This is a genomic window from Qipengyuania pelagi (assembly GCF_009827295.1).
Classification (GTDB): domain Bacteria; phylum Pseudomonadota; class Alphaproteobacteria; order Sphingomonadales; family Sphingomonadaceae; genus Qipengyuania; species Qipengyuania pelagi.
Map to the genome: position 1 here is coordinate 311,176 of NZ_WTYD01000002.1, position 16,631 is coordinate 327,806.

Below are 16,631 nucleotides of genomic sequence, written 5' to 3' on the forward strand. Positions count from 1 at the left end.
TGTTCAAACGATCGCTTACCGCAGGCGCGGGTATCGCCGCTGCTGCAATTCTTACGTTTGCCGGGGCCCAAGGTTCCGGCGCCGTGGCACAGGAATCGGATTCCGCCCCGGCGATCATCCTTCCCCAGACCGAAGTGACGGACGAAATCGTCCCCGCAACCGCTCCGGTCTTCGTGGAAAAGGAAGTGGCTCAGGAAATTCCCGCCGAGACGGCGGAGACCGAGCCCGCCCTCCCCTCCAGTGACGAGACCCCGCGCGCTTCCTCCTTGCGCGAACTCGTCGCCATGACGCCCACCGACGGCGCGCTCTCCGAAGAGCTGCAGTGCCTCGCAGGCGCGGTCTATTTCGAATCGCGCGGCGAACCGCTCGACGGCCAGCTCGCCGTCGCGCAGGTCATCATCAACCGCGCGGAATCGGGCCAGTTTCCCGAAAGTTACTGCTCGGTCGTGCACCAGCGCTCGCAATTCAGCTTCGTGAAGAATGGCCGGATGCCGCAGCCGCGGACATCCAGCGCTGCCTGGACGCGGGCCAAGGCCATCGCGCGCATCGCCCATCGCGGGTTATGGGATAGCGCGGCAGACGATTCGCTCTATTTCCACGCCAAATATGTCCGCCCGAGCTGGAGCCGCAAGAAAGTGGCCCGCGCGACGATCGATTCGCATATTTTCTATCGGTGAGATTTCAGGCGCCGGGCGCGAGCCGTCCGGCTCGCTTGGCTTCGGCCTGACGGCCGGCGCGCGGTTGCGCTTGCGGTCGCTGACGCGACCGATCGCGATCGAGGTCAGTCTTGGAGTTCGACCCATACGGGCGTGTGGTCGCTGGACTTCTCGCGCCCGCGATACTCCTTGTCGACGCCGGCCGCCGTCATCCGGTCGGCGAGTTCGGGGCTGAGCAGCAGATGGTCGATCCGAAACCCGTGATCGCGCTGCCACGCGCCCGCCTGATAGTCCCAGAACGTCCACACCCCGCCGCGCGGATTGAGCGTGTCGATGGCATCGGTCCAGCCATCCGCCAGCATCCGCGCATAGGCGTCGCGCGATTCGGGCTGCATCAGCGCATCGCTCGCCATTGCCTTGGGTGACCAGACATCCTTGTCCTCGGGGATCACGTTGTAATCGCCGACCAGGGCGGTGGGGATCTCCTGCGCCCAGAGATCGGCGGCGTGCGCGCGCAACCGTTCCATCCAGCGCAGCTTGTATTCGAATTTGGGGCCTGGAAGCGGATTGCCGTTGGGCAGATAGATGCACCCCACCCGGACGCCGTTCATATCGGCTTCGAGATAGCGGGCGTGATCGTCCTCCCCGTCTTCGGGAAACAGGTCTGGAAGGCCGCGCCGCGTTTCGACCGGCTTCACTCCGTCGGCGAGGATTGCGACGCCGTTGAAGCTCTTCTGCCCGTGCCAGATCGCGTGATAGCCGATCTCCTCGAACTCGGAAGCCGGGAAGCCCTCGTCCTGGGTCTTGATCTCCTGCAGGCAGGCGACGGTAGGCCGCGTCTCCGCAAGCCATTCCTTCAGGCGCGGCAGGCGCGCCTTGATCCCGTTGATGTTGAAACTGGCGATACGCATGGGCGTTCGTCTGCCCGAAACCGGCCTTCGCGTCTAATTCAAATCCCGAAGCTGGTACCGCATCCGCAGCCCGCCGCCGCCTGCGGGTTTTCGACGCGGAAGGCCGCGCCGCCCAGCGATTCGACGAAATCGACCGTGCTGCCCGCGACGAGATCGAGGCTGACCGGATCGACGACCAGGCGGACGTCGCCGGTCTCGCTCACCATGTCGTCGCTCTCGGCTTCGGGGGCGAGGCCGAATTTGTACTGGAAGCCCGAACAGCCCCCGCCCTCGACGGAGAGGCGCAGGATCGCGGGCGCGCCCTGCTTGGCGGCGATCGCCGCGACACGGTCGGCGGCGGCCTGGGTCAGGGTCAGGCGGGTGAGGGAGAGGGGTTCGGCCATGCTGCCGATGTAGGGAGCCGGAGCCCCGCCCTCAAGCGCGTCTCAGGCGGTCTGGATATATTGCCGCATCTGCGCCGCCTCGTGTTCGACCTGATCGATCTTGGATTTGACCAGATCGCCGATCGAAATGAAGCCGCACAATGTCTCGCCGTCGAGCACGGGAAGATGGCGGATGCGCCGCCGCGTCATCAGCGCCAGCGCGCCGTCGATTTCGGTCATGCGGTCGACCGTGATGGCGGGCGCGGTCATCGCTTCGCGGACCGGACGATCGAGCGCGGCGGCTCCGTCCTTGGCGAGGCAATAGAGGACATCGCGTTCCGAAAAGATCCCCGCGACCCGGCCTTCCTCCATCACCGGGAGGGCCCCGATCCGCCGTTCCGCCAGCAAGGCGACGACATCGCGCATCGTCTGGTCGACAGTGCAGGTCACGATGGCCGAGCTGGCCCGGCCCTCGATCAGATTTCCGATATTCATCCGCGTTCTCCCTCAACCCCAATGAACCGGGAGAATGCCATCATCGCGGGAAAAAGGCGAATCGCGGCTAAGCGACGGGCGCGCCCGACGCTTGCACCGGGGGCCGGGATTGCCCATTGCAGGGCGCATGGCTCGCAAGTCCCCGCTCGAAGATCCCGAAACCGCTGCCTTCGCGTGGGCGCGATACCGGCGGATCATGCGCTTCATGCTGCTGGTGACGGTAGGCGTGGTCGCGCTGGCGCTGGCCGTCCTCTATGACGGGGACAGCGAGGCGTCGGTCCATTATTACATCGCGATCGCGCTGGGGATCGGCTTCACCATGCTGCTGGCGAGCGCGCTGATGGGGCTGGTTTTCCTCTCCGCCGGGACCGGGCACGACGATTCGATAGAGGACTGACGGTTTCTAGATCAGGCCCGCCAGCGGGCTGGAGGGATCGGCATATTTGCGCGTCGCCATCCGGCCGGACAGATAGGCGTCGCGCCCCGCCTCGACCGCCAGCTTCATCGCGCGGGCCATGCGGATCGGGTCCTTCGCTTCGGCGATGGCGGTGTTCATCAGCACCCCGTCGCAGCCCAGCTCCATGGCGACCGCCGCATCGCTCGCCGTGCCGACGCCCGCATCGACCAGGACGGGGACGCTGGCCCCTTCCTTGATCAGGCGGATGGTCACGCGATTCTGGATGCCGAGGCCCGATCCGATCGGCGCGCCCAATGGCATCACCGCCACCGCGCCCGCCTCTTCCAGCTGTTTCGCCGCGATGGGATCGTCGACGCAATAGACCATCGGAAGGAAGCCTTCCTTCGCCAGCACCTCGGTCGCCTTCAGCGTCTCGCGCATGTCGGGATAGAGCGTGCGCGCCTCGCCGAGCACTTCCAGCTTCACGAGGTCCCAGCCTCCCGCCTCGCGCGCCAGGCGCAGCGTGCGGATCGCATCGTCGGCGGTGAAGCATCCGGCCGTGTTGGGGAGGTAGGTGACTTTCTTCGGATCGATGAAATCGGTCAGCATCGGCGCCTTGGGATCGCTGACATTGACGCGCCGCACCGCCACGGTGACAATCTCCGCGCCCGAGGCTTCGAGAGCGGCGGCGTTCTGGGCGAAATCCTTGTACTTGCCCGTGCCGACGATCAGGCGCGACCGGAAGGTGCGGCCCGCGACGGTCCAGCTGTCGTCCTGCGCGTCATGATCGCCGCCTCCCCCGACAAAGTGGACGATCTCCAGCGTGTCGCCGTCTGCGAGAGTATGCTGTTCGAGTTCGCTGCGCGGCGCGATCGTGCCGTTGCGCTCGACCGCCACCTTGGCGGGATCGAGCTCGAGCTCGCGGACGAGATCGGCGACGGTGGTGGCGGAGGTGCGGCGAGTCTCGCCGTTGACGGTCAGGGAAAGAGGCGCGGTCATGATCCGCGCGACATAAGCCTCAATGCGACTGGCGCAAGTTGAGGATGTGGCCAAGCGAGACCAGCGCGACGCCGATAATGGTCAGGATCGCCTCCTTCTGCCCGTGCGGCACGGCCAGCGCCCCGCCCATGAAGGTCAGGCCCGTCATCGCGATCACGAAGGGAGCCGCCTTGCGATGGCGCAGCGCGCCCCAACCGATCGCCACGGCAGCGATCAGGACCGCGAGGACGAGGCCGATCCGGTGGATGTCGGGATTGAGGAACAGTTCGCCGCCGATACCGAGTCCGGCGCCAAGCCCCGCGACGATGACGATGCTGACCACGCAATGCACGGCGCACAGCCCCGACAGGACGATACCGGCGCGATCGAGCCGGCGCCGAATCGGAGAGACGGGGCGTTCCACCATGGCGGTCATGTATGTGACGGTGTAACATTATGCAAGGGGTCGCCCCGATATTCGGGCGCTCGGATTGCGTGCCAAAATTGCAGGCAAGCGCCTGCGCGGTGCAGCAAATGCACTTGCGAAGCGCGGCGCCGCGCAGCAATGGGGCGCGCATGGCACCCAAACCGCATTCATCCGCGCCTTCGCGCCCGATCGCGATCGCCAACTGGCTGCTGGTGGTCGCGGCTCTCGTCGTCCTGATGGTCGCCGTCGGCGGCATCACGCGCCTGACTGAGAGCGGCTTGTCGATCACGCAATGGAAGCCGATCACCGGCGCCATTCCCCCGCTCAGCGAGGCGGCGTGGCAGGCCGAGTTCGATCTCTATCGCCGGACCGGGGAATATATCAACGTGACGGGGCCGGCGGGCATGGATCTGGCCGCGTTCAAGTTCATCTATTTCTGGGAATGGTTCCACCGGTTGCTGGGCCGCGTGATCGGACTGGCCTTCGCCGTGCCGCTGGCGTGGTTCTGGGTGAAGGGCGCGATCCCGCAAGGATACAGGCATCGGCTGGTCGCCCTGCTCGCGCTTGGCGGTCTCCAGGGCGTGTTCGGCTGGTTCATGGTCAGGAGCGGGCTTGCGGGCACGATGACCGATGTGAGCCATTTCTGGCTGTCGATCCATCTGCTGACAGCGTTCTTCACGCTTGGCGGCCTTGTCTGGACCGCGCTCGACCTGCGGCAATTGGGCCTTGAGGACAGGCCGCGATCGCGCTGGACCGTCACGGCGAGCTGGGTTGGCGCGATCCTGTTCGTCCAGCTTCTCCTGGGGGCCTGGGTCGCTGGCCTCAATGCCGGGCTCGCCTCCGACACCTGGCCGCTGATGCAGGGCCGCTTGGTGCCGGAATTCGATGCAACGGGCGGCATGGTCCACGCGCTGACGCATGACCCCTTCCTGATCCATTTCGTCCATCGCTGGTGGGCGTGGATCGCGTTCGTGGCGCTGATCGTGATGGCGCGGCGCGTGAAGCCGATCGCGCGCCCTGCCGCGATCACGATAAATGCGCTTCTGGGCACCCAGATCCTGCTCGGCATCGCCACGGTGATGAGCGGCGTCGAACTCTGGCTGGCCGTGGCGCATCAGGTGGTGGGCGCGCTCCTGACCGCGAGCTTCGCCTGGGGTGCGCACGCGCTTGGCCGCAAGGCCTGATTTGTGACACGAGGCTCGGACCGGCGCGATGTTCTGCGCACGGTCGCGGGTTTCGCGATCGCGCCGATCCTTGGCCTGCCGATCTTCGCCTTGTCGACCCGGCCTGCCGGGGCTGCGACGATTGGCCCGAAAATCGCACCCGGCCTCGCCTTCACCCTCCATCGCGAACTCGAACGGGAAATCGTCGGCGGCAAGGCGATCATCGTGCGCCGCGCATGGGCCTGCCGGTTCGAAAAGGTCGGGCGCGGCCTGGGCGTTTCGGGATCGCAGATTTCGGCCAGCGTCGAGGCGCCGCCTTCGCTCGGCGCCTTCGCCGCGATCGAGGAGCGGCGGCAGGAAACCGGCTTCCTCCCCGCCACTCTCGATGCGAACGGCCTGATCCTTCCGCGCGGCGAGAGAAAGGGATCGCCCGAGATCGCGACGGCAGCCGCCCTGGCGCTCGATTTGTTCGAGGCCCTGCCCGCAGGCGATCCGCGCATTCCGGCCGCGCGCCAATTCCTGGCCGAGGTGTCCAATCGCGCCGCCCTCCTCTTGAGCCGGGTTCCCAGCGACCTGTTCTTTCCCACGCCCGGCTCGACGCGCGAGGACCGTCCGATGGAGACCGGGGGCGAACCGGCGCATATCGTGATCGAAACCGAGGCCGCGGCCGATCCGCACACCGGGCTGCTCGACCGCTTCGAGCGCCGCATCCTGACACAGATAGGCCCCGATACGCGGCTTTCGCGCGACCGCTGGACCCTCGAAGCAGAGGCGGCCGCCCCCTAGCGGTATTATTATACCGTATCCAGCATCCCCGGATTTGCTTGACTTGCGGGCGATCCGAAGCCATTTGCGCGCCGCATCGCGGTATCCGGTTCGCCCGGATTCGCTGCTCAACGGATTCGGCTTCGCGCCGGGGCCAGACAACATACAGGACGGAACAGCGCCATGAAGGCTCTCACCAAGGCCACCCGGTCGATCAAACCGGCAGAGGTCGAAAAGAAATGGCACCTGATCGACGCCGAAGGGCTCGTCGTCGGGCGCCTCGCGGCGATCGTCGCCAATCACCTGCGCGGCAAGCACAAGCCGAGCTTCACCCCCCATGTCGATTGCGGCGACCACGTCATCATCATCAATGCGGACAAGGTGAAGTTCACCGGCCGCAAGATGACCGACAAGATCTATTACAAGCACACCGGCCACCCCGGCGGCATCAAGGAAACGACTCCGGCCAAGGTGCTGGAAGGCCGCTTCCCCGAGCGCGTGCTGGAAAAGGCCGTGCAGCGCATGATCCCGCGCGGGCCGCTTGGCCGGGCGCAGATGAAGGCGCTCCACCTCTATGCCGGGACTGAACACCCGCATGAAGGCCAGCAGCCGCAGACGCTCGACGTCGCTTCGTTGAACCGCAAGAACAAGGCTGCCGCATAATGGCCGACGACAACACCACGCCCGACACCAAAGCAGCCGAAAACGGCGCTGCCGATACGCCTGCTGACGCCGCGACCAAGGGCGCGACGAGCGGGAACGAAGGCGCCGACGCGAAGAACAGCGTCTCCGACCTCGCCGACCTCAAGGACATCGCCGGCGATGCCCCGCAGGGCGATTCCGCCGAGATCGCGCAGCGCGCCGAAGTTCCCCTGCGCGAGCAGGAGCTGGACAAGCAGGGCCGCGCCTACGCCACTGGCCGCCGCAAGGACGCCACCGCGCGCGTCTGGCTCAAGCCCGGCAGCGGCAAGGTCATCGTCAACGGCAAGGACCAGGAAGTCTATTTCGCGCGTCCGACCCTGCGCCTGATCATCAACCAGCCCTTCACCATCACCGATCGTGAAGGCCAGTACGACGTCATCGCCACCGTGCGCGGCGGCGGTCTGTCGGGCCAGGCCGGTGCGGTCAAGCACGGCATCAGCCAGGCGCTGACCAAGTACGAACCGACGCTGCGCAGCACCGTCAAGGCCGCCGGCTTCCTCACCCGCGACAGCCGCGTGGTGGAACGCAAGAAGTACGGCCGCGCCAAGGCTCGCCGCAGCTTCCAGTTCTCGAAGCGCTAAGCCTTACAGCGATCTTTTCGATCACCGAGGAAAGGCGGTCCTGCACAAGCGGGGCCGCCTTTTTCTTTGCGAGATTTCGGGGTGGGAACGGTCCGGATCGGGCCGCGCGGCGGGCTTGTCCGCGAGTAGCCCTCAGGCCTGAAGCGCCATAATCCCCCAGGCCAGCGCGGTTCCGCCCAGGAATATCGGCCACGACCAGTAGAACGACTGCTCCATCACCTGCATCTGTTCGACAGCCAGCGTGCCCCCCAAACCTCCGGCATGGCCGATGAAGAGCGCGGTGATCCAAGCCAGCAAGGCCCCGCAGGGCAAGGCTTTGACGAGTTCAGACATGATCTGCCTTTCGTGGTTACGAAGGCTCGACATAATCGGGTTTGGTTAGGATCGGGTTGACGCCCGCCTGATTACACCGGCCCGCCCGTATGCACCGATGGCTCAGTGGACCGGCGGATCGGTGGGCGGCACATTGCCGATCGGCGCGACCGGCTCGCCCGGCTGGCGGGGCGGCATCGCATCTTCGGGCACGTCGTCGATCTGCATGTCGCGCGTGCGCACATCCCCCAGATTGCGGGCGCGCACCTTCAGCGTCTCGCCATTCCAATGCAATTCGTTGAAACTGGGCGGCGTCGAACGGACGCGCTGCGACAGAGTGCCCGCGCCGATCATCCGCACCGGGCCGTGGACGGTTTCCTGCACCAGATCGAAGGGATCGTGGACGTGCCCGCTCAAGACCCCGATGACCGGGCGTTGCGCCAGCGCCGTCAGCGCCTTCTGCCCGTTATGCGTCAGCGCCGTGCCGCTCGTCCCCACCTCGCGCAGCGGATGGTGGACCGCGACCAGCGCCCTGACCCCGTCCGGCAGCGCGTCGATCGCGGCGAGGCATTTGGTCAGAGCCGCATCGGTCACCCACCCCTTCGACCAGTTCAAACGCGGCTGGGCGCGGACCGCCGTCTTCAAAGGCACGATCGCAAGGCCGGGCAGGTCGAGCTCCTTCTCGACCACGCTCTCCACGCCCTTGAAGCGCTTATACGGCGTGAAGAACCGCTCGATCAGGTTGAAATAGGGAAGGTCATGATTGCCGACCTCGACCGTGACCGGCACGTCGAGCGAGCGAATCCAGCGCGTCGCGGCCTCGAACTCGCGATGGCGCGCGCGCATGGTCAGATCGCCGGTGATGGCAACCGCATCGGGCCGCCGCTCGGCAATCTCGCGCTTCACCCAGGCGATCGCTTCCTCGTCCACCAGTCCGAAATGGATGTCGGAGAGATGGAAAACGAGCGTGCTGGCGGTCGAGTGTGCGGGCGCGGGATCAATAGCCATGCGCGGTCGCTAGCAGATCGACTTCGCAGGCGGCCACGGAAAATGTCGCGCGCGATCCGAGGCTTGCGGGCTCGCCATCGAGCAGGACTTCGATCGGCTGACCTTCGCAATTCTCCAGCGTCAGTTCGTCGAACAGACCCAGCCGGTCATGCGGACCCTCGCGGAACCGCCGCCGCAGCAGCGCCCAGCCCTGGCGCAGGAAATCGCCGGGATCCTTCGCGTGATAGGCATCGAGCTGAAGGCCGCGATGGCTGGGGGTGAATTCGATCATGGGATAGCCCTCGCGCCTTCCCAGCGGAGGCTCGGCCATGCGGATGAAGGCCCCGCCGGTGGTTTCGGCCAGCGCATCCCCGGTCTCTTCCGCCAGCGCGGCGATGTCGAGGTCGCGCATCGCTTCGCGCACGCTGGCCCAGGCCGTGCCCGGCCCGCTCAACAATCCCGCCAGCGCATCGCCCGCATCGCAGCGAGCAACCTGGGGGCGGACATTTCGGAACGCACCATTGGCGATCCGGTCGAGGATTTCCTCGCATGACGCCTCGCCATGCATCCTGCGGCTGAGCAGGTTCATCGTCCCGCCGGGCAGCACCAGGATCGCTCCCGACCAACCGTAAAGCCCGGTGATCGCCGCATTCAGCGTCCCGTCGCCGGTAAACACCGCCAGGCATTTGACGCCCGCCGCGTCGAGCTGGTCCGCCGCCGGCAGATCCTCGTCGGGAAAGCAGATTTCGCGCGCGAGTTCGAGGTTTCGGCGCGCGCAGTGTTCGCGCAGATCTTCGATCGCGCCGTCTTCATTGCTGCCGCTGCGTGCGTTGAGCACCAGCCAGATGGTGTCGATCGAAGCCATGTCAGCCAAGCGCGCCATCGCCCGCGTGGTTCCAGCGGATCATATCCGCCCGGTCAGCAAAGCCCAGGCGCTGGCGATATTGGACAGGCTGTAGAGCGCATAGACCCATGCGATCGCATGATAGCCCTCCGACAGGAACAGCATCGTGGCGAAAAGGAGAATGAATTCGAGGATCAGCGAAACCGGCCCGAATCGATCTCCGAACGGGCGAGAGCGCATCAGGGGGATTCGCGCGATCATGGGGTGGCCGCTCTCGAGCACGGCCTTATGCGCCGCGAAATTCGCGATTCCGAGCAGGAAGGTCAGCACAAACGCCATCGACCAGGGGTTAGGCGTGTCGCTGGCGGATCGCCAGAGGTCGTTCGTCCGCGACGGTCCGCGCTCGATCGGAACGGCGGCCCGCCGGTCGATCCCGCAATGCGCCTACGCACGTAATCGATCATCTCTGTGTCTGCGGCGCGCCTTCCCCAACCCCTACGTTCCGGGCGCGCCGCAACCCAGGAGGATTGTATGAAGAGCCGTTTTGGAACCCTCGCTTCGACTGTTGCGCCCCTTGCCGCACCCCTCGCCGCGGCCTGTGGACTGGCACTGGCGGCCAGCGCCGCACCTGCCGCGGCCAAGACCGTGAGCGTGGATGTCGCTTACGCCGACCTCGATCTGACCAGCCCGCAGGGGCAATCCGCGCTCGACCGGCGGATCGACAGCGCCGCGCGCCATATCTGCGGAGACGGCCGGCAGCGCACCGGCACGCGGATCGTCGACAATGCCAAGATGCGCGTCTGTGTCGCCGAAGTGAAGGCGCGGGCCGCCAGTCAGGTCGCGGCCGTAAAGCAGGAGCGGCAGCTGGGCGGCTGACCACCAAGATCGGCGACACATCCCGTTGCCATCCCGCTCGCCATCTCGTGGCCCCGGTCGGACCAGCAGCTCCGGCCGGGGCCTTTTCTCGTCTGCCCTGGCCAAACGCTCGGATAAGGGTTCAGCGCCCCGCCATCGCCTTGACCTTGGGCAGATAGGTGCGTCCGATCCTCACCGGCTCCTCGCCTTCCAGTTCGACCGACCAGACGCCGAGCCCGTCATGCTTCAGCCCGACGATCCGATCGCGGCGCAGGATCGTGGAGCGGTGGACGCGGATGAACTTTGCGGGGTCGAGCCGGTCCTCGAGGCCCGCGATCGTCTGCAACAGCAGATAGGAGCGATCGCCGACATGGAGCCGGACATAGTCGCGCTCCGCATCGATGCGATCGACCTGCGCGGTTTCGAGGCGGATCAGCTCCGAGCGGTGGGGGATCCACAATTCGTCGAGCCATTCGCTTTCGCTGCGCGCGCCTTCGTTGCGGCGCGACAGGGCGCGGGCGATGGCGCGTTCCAGCCGCTCGCTCTTGACCGGCTTCAGCACGTAATCGACCGCATCGAGATCGAAGGCTTCGACCGCGTAATTGTCGTGCGCGGTCACGAACACCACGGCGGGGCGAGTCGCTTTCTTCGCAAGGCTGCGCGCCACCGACAGGCCGTCGACCTCGGGCATGGTCATGTCGAGCAGGACGAGATCGGGATGCAGCGCATCGACCAGTCGCAAAGCCGCCGCCCCGTCGCTGGCCGTGCCGACCACGGCGATATCGTCCATCTTGCAGCACAGCACCTGCATCCGCTCCACGGCCAAGGGCTCGTCGTCGACGATGAGTGTGCGCAGCTTCTCGCTCGAGGTTTCTGCCATGGTCCTGTTCCCCCTTTTTTCGGCTTTCGGCCCTCGGCCCTAATCCCGCCCGTGGCTCACCAGCGGCAGCCGCAATTCGGTCTCGTATCCGTCCAATGTCTCGCCCGAACTGATCGTGGCGAGGTCTCCGAAGCGCGCCACCAGCCGGTCGCGCACATTGGCGAGACCGATGCCGAACCCGCCCTGCGCGGCCTGCCCCTGATCCGAAGCGCTCGCGATCCCCGGCCCGTCATCGCTGACGCTCAGCACCAGCCGCCCGTATTCCTCGCGCGCGGCGAGCGTGATCGTGACCGGACGGCTGCTTTGCGACACGCCGTATTTCACCGAATTTTCCACCAGCGGTTGCAGGATCATGCCCGGCACGCGGTATCCCTTGAGCGCGTCGGGCAGGATGAATTCGGTCTTGAGCCGTTTCGGGAAGCGGACCTGTTCGATGTCGAGATAATGGCGCTGGAGATCGAATTCGTCCTCCAGCGAGACGTCGGCGGTGGGATCTTCCGCCAGGCTGTGGCGATAGAAGCCCGACAGGGTCTGGATCATCTCCTCCGCCTTGGCCTGACGGTCGGTCATCACCAGCGCGGAGAGGGAATTGAGCGCGTTGAAGAGGAAATGCGGGTTCACCTGATAGCGCAGGGATCGCAGCTCCGCCGCCTTTGCCGCGCTGCGAAAGCGTTCGCCCCTACGCTCGGCATCCTTGGCGCGTATGCCGGCAAGCAGGGCGAAATAGAGCGCGGCCCAGGCGATCAGGAGGAAGAACTGGCTGAGCGCCCTTTCGATCAGGATCAGCCAGCGTTCGCGATCCTCGTCATTGGGAACGACGATCCGCCCGCGCGGCATGGTCGGCGGGTCACCGATGCCGTCATCGCCCGGCACCGAGGCGGCGGGGCCTTCGATCACGAAATTGCCGAATTCGTCGCGGCTGATCGAGAAGCCGCGCTCTGCCGCCATGCGCGCCTGGAGGCGTTCCTGGAGCCCGGAAAAGACCCAGATATTGGTCTGCGCGATGGCGAGCGAGGTGGGGATCGCCAACAGGACAGCCGCGCCGATCTGGACGGGCAGGGTCCGGTGATCGAACAGGCGCAGGACGATCCACAATCCGACTGTCGCGGTCATCCCTGCAAGGGTCACCAGCGCCCTTCGCAGCACGACTTCGATATCGGATTCGAGCCCCACGACCATGCCGCGCGCGGTGAAGATCAGGAAATAGGCGACCCACAGGCCGAAGATCGACCACAGGACCGTGCGCACCGGCAGGCGCGATGGCGTTTCCGATGCAGGATCGGCGTAAGATGTGTCAAAAGGCAAAGCGACAGTCTTCTGCGCGCAAAAGGTTCGATTCTCCAGCGCGGCTGTCGAGAGGCGACGGCGGTTGGTCGAAGCGGGTGGGGCTTCAGCCGATGGGCAGCAGCTTATCCTCGCGGATCTTCTCGCGCCATTTCGCCGGGGCGAGCGTGTGGACGTTGTTGCCCCGTGCATCGACCGCCACGGTCACGGGCATATTCTCGACCGTGAATTCGTAGATCGCCTCCATGCCGAGATCCTCGAACCCGACAACCTTCGCTTCCTTGATCGCGCGCGCCACCAGATAGGCCGCACCGCCGGTCGCCATCAGATAGGCCACCTTGAAGCGGCTGATGACCTCGACCGCGTCGGCACCACGCTCCGCCTTGCCGATCATGGCGAGCAGGCCGAGATCGAGCATCGTCTCGGTAAACTTGTCCATCCGGGTAGCGGTCGTGGGGCCGGCGGGGCCGACCACCTCGCCCATGACCGGATCGACCGGGCCGACATAATAGATCGCGCGGCCCGCGAATTCGACCGGCAGCTCCTCGCCCTTTTCGACCATGTCGCGGATGCGCTTGTGGGCCGCGTCGCGCCCGGTCAGCATCTTGCCCGACAGAAGCAGGCGATCGCCATGCTCCCAGCTTTCGACCTCTTCCTTGGTCAGACTGTCGAGATCGACGCGCTTCGCCGCGGCGTCGGGCTGCCAGTTGACCTTGGGCCACTGGTCGAGGTCGGGCTTTTCGAGATAGCTCGGCCCCGATCCGTCGAGCGTGAAATGGGCGTGGCGGGTCGCCGCGCAGTTCGGGATCATCGCCACCGGCTTGCCCGCCGCGTGGCAGGGCCAGTCGAGGATCTTGACGTCGAGCACGGTCGATAGGCCGCCCAGCCCCTGCGCGCCGATCCCCTGCGCATTGACCGCGTCGAAGATGTCGATGCGGAGCTTTTCGAGATCGTTCTGCGGCCCGCGCTGTTTCAGCTGCGCCATGTCGATCGGCTCCATCAGCGATTGCTTCGCGAGCCGCACGCAATGTTCCGCCGTGCCGCCGATACCGATCCCCAGCATCCCCGGCGGACACCAGCCCGCTCCCATCGAGGGGATCTGCTCGACCACCCAGTCGATGATATTGTCGCTGGGATTCATCATCTTGAACTTGGACTTGTTCTCGCTGCCGCCGCCCTTCGCCGCGACGTCGATCGAGACCGTGTTGCCTGGGACCATCTCGACCGAGAGGACGCAGGGCGTGTTGTCGCGCGTGTTGCGGCGGGTGAAGGCGGGATCGGCGAGGATCGAGGCGCGCAGTTTGTTGTCGGGGTGGTTGTAGGCGCGGCGCACGCCTTCATCGACGATGTCCTGCAAGGCGCGGGTCGAATCGAGGCGGCAGTCCTGACCCCATTTGACGAACACGTTGACGATGCCGGTATCCTGGCAGATCGGGCGGTGCCCTTCGGCGCACATCCGACTGTTGGTCAGGATCTGCGCGATCGCGTCCTTCGCCGCCGGGCCCTGTTCCGCCTCGTAGGCATCGCCCAGCGCGCGGATATAATCCATCGGGTGGTAATAGCTGATGAATTGCAGCGCGTCGGCGACGCTGTCGATCAGATCGTCCTCGCGGATGGTCACCATCGCCCGTTCGGTTCCCGACTTGTCGTTCATCGCGGTATCGTTCCTCTTCGCAGATTGGCGGGTGTGCCTTGGCGCGGAAAACGCGAATGGTCAAAGCGCTTGGCCCCGCGCGGCCATGCGCTTAAGGAAAACGAGCGTTGCGCCACTGTGTTGTTTGTGTAATACAGTGGCGCGTATCCCCAGCTCGAGACGACAGAGATTGCGCCGATGACCGTCACCGCCGAACAGCCCGCAAGCCAGAGCCAAGAGCGGCAACGCGCCCTTGATTTCGCCGCCGCGCGCCGCGCCATGATCGATAGCCAGCTGCGCACCAGCGGGGTCAACCAGCGCTTCGTGCTCGAACGGATGGGCGCGGTGGCGCGTGAGGAGTTCGTGCCCGCCAGCGCGCGCGGCACCGCCTATATGGATCGCGCGATCCGGCTCGAGAATGGTGGGTTCCTCCCCGCCCCCGTGTTCCACGGCATGATGCTCGAAGAAGCCGCGCCGCGCGCGGACGATGTCGTCGTCGTGGTCGATGGGGGTAGCGGCTATCTCGCTGAACTGGTGCGCCCGCTGGTCACCAGTGTCGAGACTCTGGACGCCGATAGTGCCGCGAAGGGCGATGTGACGCAATCGGGCGCCACGCTGCTGCTGATCGACGGGGCGATCGAACATCTTCCCGCCGGACTGGCGGGTATGCTGGCCGATGGCGGCCGCGTGGTCACTGGCCTCGTGGAGCGGGGCGTCACGCGCCTTGCCACGGGTCGCAAGGTGGCCGGATCGCTCGGCCTGCTTCCGCTTGCCGAAACGGGCATTCCCCGGCTCGGCCAGTTCGACAAGCCGGTCGGTTGGACGTTCTGACCATGCGGGGAGGGGTGTCGCGTCGGGGCCGCCGGGCCAGCCTGATCGCCCTGGCGATGGGCTGCGCGCCGCTCTGCGCCGTCGCCACGCCCGCTTATGCCGACACGCTCCAGGAAGCGCTGACGCAGGCTTATATCAACAATCCGACACTGATGGCCGCGCGCGCCACTCTGCGCGCGACCGACGCGCAGGTCGAGGTCGAGCGCGCCGATGGCCGCCCCTCGGCCAATGCCAATGGCTCGGTAACCGAATTCATCGAACAGAGCTCGACCAGCTTCTTCACCCCCGACCGCGCCTTCAATCTGGGCGTCGATCTCGGCGTACCGATCTATTCGGGCGGTGCGATCAAGAACCGCATCCGCGCCGCCGACCAGCGGGTCGAGGCCGGCCGCGCCGATCTGCGCGGGACGGAAAGCGCCGTCTTCAGCCGCGTCGTCGCCGCCTATATGGACGTGTTGCGCGGGCAGGCGCTGGTCAGCCTCGCGCGCAATCAGGTCGAGGTGTTGGGCGTCAACACGCAGGCGACCAGCGACCGGTTTGAGATCGGCGACCTGACCCGCACCGATGTCGCCCAGTCGCAATCGCGGCTGGCGCTGGCGCAGGGCAATCTGCGCAGCACCGAGGCCAATCTGATCGCCGCGCGCGAGGAGTATATCGCCCTTGTCGGCGAAGCGCCGACCGATCTCGCCCCGCCGCCGTCGCTGCCCGGCCTGCCCGCCAGTGTCGAGACCGCGGTGGACGTGGCGCTGGTCGCCAATCCCGACCTCATCGCCGCGCGCGAACGTGCCGTGGCCGCCGGTTACGATATCGACGTCGCCGGATCGACCCGCCTGCCGCGCGTTTCGGTCTTCACTGGATACGATTACCAGAACTTCCTCGGCAGCGTGCCGAACGCGGTCGATCCCGACAACCCGACCGGCCCGGTGATCGCCAGTCCGCAGACCTCCACGGCGGCGCAGGCGGGCGTGACCGTCTCGATCCCGTTGTTCCAAGGTGGGCGACCCGCCGCCCTGCAACGCCAGGCGCAGGCGCGCGCTTCCGCCGCGCTCGAACAGGTCATCGCCGCCGAGCGTGACGTGATCGCGCAGGTCCGCGCCGCCTATTCGAGCTGGCAGGCCTCGCTCGCCATCATCGAAAGCTCGCAGACCGCGGTCGACGCCGCATCGCTCAGCCTCGAAGGCGTGAGGGCGGAAAACTCGATCGGCAATCGCACCATTCTCGAAGTGCTCAACGCCGAACAGGAATTGCTGAACGCGCGCGTCGATCTCGTGACCGCGCGGCGCAACGCCTATGTCGCTGCGTTCTCGCTGCTCGCCGCGATGGGCCGCGCCGAAGCGCGCGATCTGGGCCTTGCCGATGAAGGCGTGCTCTACGATCCGGTCGCCAATTACGATCGCGTCAGCGGCACCTGGTGGGACTGGAGCCGCGATCCCGATCCCGAGGCGATGAGCACATCGACCGCCGCGATTCCCGCCGCCACTGCCGAGGTGCCCGCTCAGCCCGCGCTCGAGACGGATGAAATGTCGGCCGAAAGCGGGTATTGAAGGATACGCGATTCGGCGGTCGGC

21 protein-coding genes are annotated in these 16,631 nt (G+C 66.2%); 9 read left to right on the forward strand and 12 right to left on the reverse strand.

The genetic code is table 11. The features are described 5' to 3' along the window. Positions 1 to 83: 83 nt before the first annotated feature. Positions 84 to 677, forward strand: a complete 594-nt coding sequence (locus GRI47_RS12300; protein WP_337190694.1) for a cell wall hydrolase — start codon at positions 84 to 86, stop codon at positions 675 to 677. A 104-nt stretch (positions 678 to 781) separates the two neighbouring features. Here the strand turns inward: GRI47_RS12300 and xth are convergent, their stop codons facing one another. From xth to GRI47_RS12315, 3 genes are read right to left on the reverse strand one after another with little or no spacing between them, the layout of a single operon-like run. Further along, positions 782 to 1,567, reverse strand: coding sequence for an exodeoxyribonuclease III (gene xth / locus GRI47_RS12305; RefSeq protein WP_160661670.1), 786 nt, complete (start codon positions 1,565 to 1,567; stop codon positions 782 to 784). 38 nt (positions 1,568 to 1,605) lie between these two features. Continuing rightward, positions 1,606 to 1,950 carry a HesB/IscA family protein gene (locus GRI47_RS12310; RefSeq protein WP_160661671.1) on the reverse strand — a complete coding sequence of 115 codons (345 nt, stop codon included), beginning with the start codon at positions 1,948 to 1,950 and terminating at the stop codon, positions 1,606 to 1,608. 42 nt (positions 1,951 to 1,992) lie between these two features. Then, a complete protein-coding gene (locus tag GRI47_RS12315; RefSeq protein ID WP_160661672.1) occupies positions 1,993 to 2,424 on the reverse strand; it encodes a CBS domain-containing protein in 432 nt (143 codons plus the stop codon). 127 nt (positions 2,425 to 2,551) lie between these two features. Between GRI47_RS12315 and GRI47_RS12320 the strand changes: the two genes are divergently transcribed. Beyond that, complete coding sequence (locus GRI47_RS12320; protein ID WP_160661673.1) at positions 2,552 to 2,821, forward strand: hypothetical protein; 270 nt, start codon at positions 2,552 to 2,554, stop codon at positions 2,819 to 2,821. 6 nt (positions 2,822 to 2,827) lie between these two features. Here the strand turns inward: GRI47_RS12320 and thiS are convergent, their stop codons facing one another. Both thiS and GRI47_RS12330 read right to left on the reverse strand, forming a co-directional pair. Further along, complete coding sequence (gene thiS, locus GRI47_RS12325) at positions 2,828 to 3,820, reverse strand: sulfur carrier protein ThiS (RefSeq protein WP_160661674.1); 993 nt, start codon at positions 3,818 to 3,820, stop codon at positions 2,828 to 2,830. A 19-nt stretch (positions 3,821 to 3,839) separates the two neighbouring features. Next, a complete protein-coding gene (locus GRI47_RS12330) occupies positions 3,840 to 4,235 on the reverse strand; it encodes a MerC domain-containing protein (RefSeq protein WP_419956999.1) in 396 nt (131 codons plus the stop codon). Between the two features lie 140 nt (positions 4,236 to 4,375). Between GRI47_RS12330 and GRI47_RS12335 the strand changes: the two genes are divergently transcribed. From GRI47_RS12335 to rpsI, 4 genes are all read left to right on the forward strand, one after another. Then, complete coding sequence (locus tag GRI47_RS12335) at positions 4,376 to 5,410, forward strand: COX15/CtaA family protein (RefSeq protein ID WP_160661675.1); 1,035 nt, start codon at positions 4,376 to 4,378, stop codon at positions 5,408 to 5,410. A 3-nt stretch (positions 5,411 to 5,413) separates the two neighbouring features. After that, the gene (locus GRI47_RS12340; protein ID WP_160661676.1) at positions 5,414 to 6,175 is read left to right on the forward strand and encodes a hypothetical protein; all 762 of its coding nucleotides are present in this window, start codon (positions 5,414 to 5,416) and stop codon (positions 6,173 to 6,175) included. A gap of 162 nt (positions 6,176 to 6,337) precedes the next feature. Then, on the forward strand, positions 6,338 to 6,817 hold the full coding sequence (rplM, locus tag GRI47_RS12345; protein WP_160661677.1) for a 50S ribosomal protein L13: 480 nt from the start codon (positions 6,338 to 6,340) through the stop codon (positions 6,815 to 6,817). Continuing rightward, complete coding sequence (gene rpsI, locus GRI47_RS15065) at positions 6,817 to 7,437, forward strand: 30S ribosomal protein S9 (RefSeq protein ID WP_160661678.1); 621 nt, start codon at positions 6,817 to 6,819, stop codon at positions 7,435 to 7,437. Before rplM ends, rpsI begins: the two co-directional genes overlap by 1 nt. A gap of 132 nt (positions 7,438 to 7,569) precedes the next feature. Here rpsI and GRI47_RS12355 read toward each other — a convergent pair whose 3' ends face one another. The 4 genes from GRI47_RS12355 to GRI47_RS12370 form a co-directional block, all read right to left on the reverse strand. Beyond that, a complete protein-coding gene (locus GRI47_RS12355) occupies positions 7,570 to 7,770 on the reverse strand; it encodes a hypothetical protein (RefSeq protein ID WP_160661679.1) in 201 nt (66 codons plus the stop codon). Positions 7,771 to 7,872: 102 nt separating this feature from the next. Further along, positions 7,873 to 8,757, reverse strand: coding sequence for a metallophosphoesterase family protein (locus tag GRI47_RS12360; protein ID WP_160661680.1), 885 nt, complete (start codon positions 8,755 to 8,757; stop codon positions 7,873 to 7,875). Beyond that, the gene (locus tag GRI47_RS12365) at positions 8,747 to 9,601 is read right to left on the reverse strand and encodes a diacylglycerol/lipid kinase family protein (RefSeq protein ID WP_160661681.1); all 855 of its coding nucleotides are present in this window, start codon (positions 9,599 to 9,601) and stop codon (positions 8,747 to 8,749) included. Before GRI47_RS12365 ends, GRI47_RS12360 begins: the two co-directional genes overlap by 11 nt. 39 nt (positions 9,602 to 9,640) lie before the next feature. Next, on the reverse strand, positions 9,641 to 9,919 hold the full coding sequence (locus tag GRI47_RS12370) for a hypothetical protein (RefSeq protein ID WP_160661682.1): 279 nt from the start codon (positions 9,917 to 9,919) through the stop codon (positions 9,641 to 9,643). Positions 9,920 to 10,111: 192 nt separating this feature from the next. Between GRI47_RS12370 and GRI47_RS12375 the strand changes: the two genes are divergently transcribed. Then, positions 10,112 to 10,456 (forward strand): UrcA family protein, encoded by a 345-nt coding sequence (locus GRI47_RS12375; protein WP_160661683.1) that lies wholly within the window; start codon positions 10,112 to 10,114, stop codon positions 10,454 to 10,456. A gap of 121 nt (positions 10,457 to 10,577) precedes the next feature. Here GRI47_RS12375 and GRI47_RS12380 read toward each other — a convergent pair whose 3' ends face one another. The 3 genes from GRI47_RS12380 to GRI47_RS12390 all read right to left on the reverse strand — a co-directional run bounded on the left by GRI47_RS12380 (position 10,578) and on the right by GRI47_RS12390 (position 14,223). Next, on the reverse strand, positions 10,578 to 11,315 hold the full coding sequence (locus GRI47_RS12380) for a LytR/AlgR family response regulator transcription factor (protein WP_160661684.1): 738 nt from the start codon (positions 11,313 to 11,315) through the stop codon (positions 10,578 to 10,580). Positions 11,316 to 11,354: 39 nt separating this feature from the next. Continuing rightward, complete coding sequence (locus GRI47_RS12385; protein ID WP_237452788.1) at positions 11,355 to 12,620, reverse strand: sensor histidine kinase; 1,266 nt, start codon at positions 12,618 to 12,620, stop codon at positions 11,355 to 11,357. Positions 12,621 to 12,705: 85 nt separating this feature from the next. After that, positions 12,706 to 14,223 (reverse strand): fumarate hydratase, encoded by a 1,518-nt coding sequence (locus tag GRI47_RS12390; RefSeq protein WP_160661871.1) that lies wholly within the window; start codon positions 14,221 to 14,223, stop codon positions 12,706 to 12,708. A gap of 207 nt (positions 14,224 to 14,430) precedes the next feature. On the opposite strand from GRI47_RS12390, the gene GRI47_RS12395 reads away from it, so the two are divergent. Both GRI47_RS12395 and GRI47_RS12400 read left to right on the forward strand, forming a co-directional pair. Next, positions 14,431 to 15,063: a protein-L-isoaspartate O-methyltransferase family protein gene (locus tag GRI47_RS12395; protein WP_160661686.1), complete on the forward strand. Its 633-nt coding sequence runs from the start codon at positions 14,431 to 14,433 to the stop codon at positions 15,061 to 15,063. Positions 15,064 to 15,119: 56 nt separating this feature from the next. Next, positions 15,120 to 16,607, forward strand: a complete 1,488-nt coding sequence (locus tag GRI47_RS12400; RefSeq protein WP_160661872.1) for a TolC family outer membrane protein — start codon at positions 15,120 to 15,122, stop codon at positions 16,605 to 16,607. Positions 16,608 to 16,631 lie beyond the last annotated feature (24 nt).